This window comes from Pseudomonas sp. WS 5071 (assembly GCF_012985765.1).
GTDB classification, from domain to species: Bacteria; Pseudomonadota; Gammaproteobacteria; order Pseudomonadales; family Pseudomonadaceae; genus Aquipseudomonas; species Aquipseudomonas lundensis_A.
On record NZ_JAAQWY010000101.1, the window covers coordinates 1 to 533 of the forward strand.

General features: G+C 61.0%; 1 protein-coding gene. It reads left to right on the forward strand.

Features of this window, described 5'->3' with window-relative positions:
- The coding region (locus HBN61_RS22410) for a CysS/YqeB C-terminal domain-containing protein (RefSeq protein ID WP_524539090.1) at window positions 1-256 on the forward strand (256 nt) is incomplete at its 5' end.
- Window positions 257-533 lie beyond the last annotated feature (277 nt).

The window sequence follows — 533 nt, forward strand, 5'->3', positions numbered from 1 at the left end:
GGCCGGCCTGGCGGCCCGTCTCAAGGAACTGGCGAGCGTGCTGGGCGTGCTGCAAATGGAAGCCGACGACTTTCTGCAAGCCGGCGCCGAAGGGCGTGTGGATGCAGCCGAAGTCGACGCACTGATCCAGGCCCGCCTGAATGCCCGTGCCAACAAGGACTGGGCAGAATCCGACCGCATCCGCGACCAACTCACCGCCATGGGCGTGGTGTTGGAAGATGGGAAGGGCGGGACGACGTGGCGGTTGGCTGACTGACGGCTGATTGTTTCAAGCTGAATAAAAAACGCCCCGACTGGTTCGGGGCGTTTTTTTGCGCAACGACTTGCCCTCTGTGGGAGCGGGCTTGCTCGCGATGCTGGCAACCCGGCACTACAGACATGGCGCGCTGATGCCATCGCGAGCAAGCCCGCTCCCACAGAAAGGCATCCCACGGCCCTGCCCATCCGACAAAACACTGACCCAGATCCATGCTTCGATCGCCAGACCGGGTTAAAAAGCCAAGTTCCAAACTTGCTAACAGCGCTTATATAAG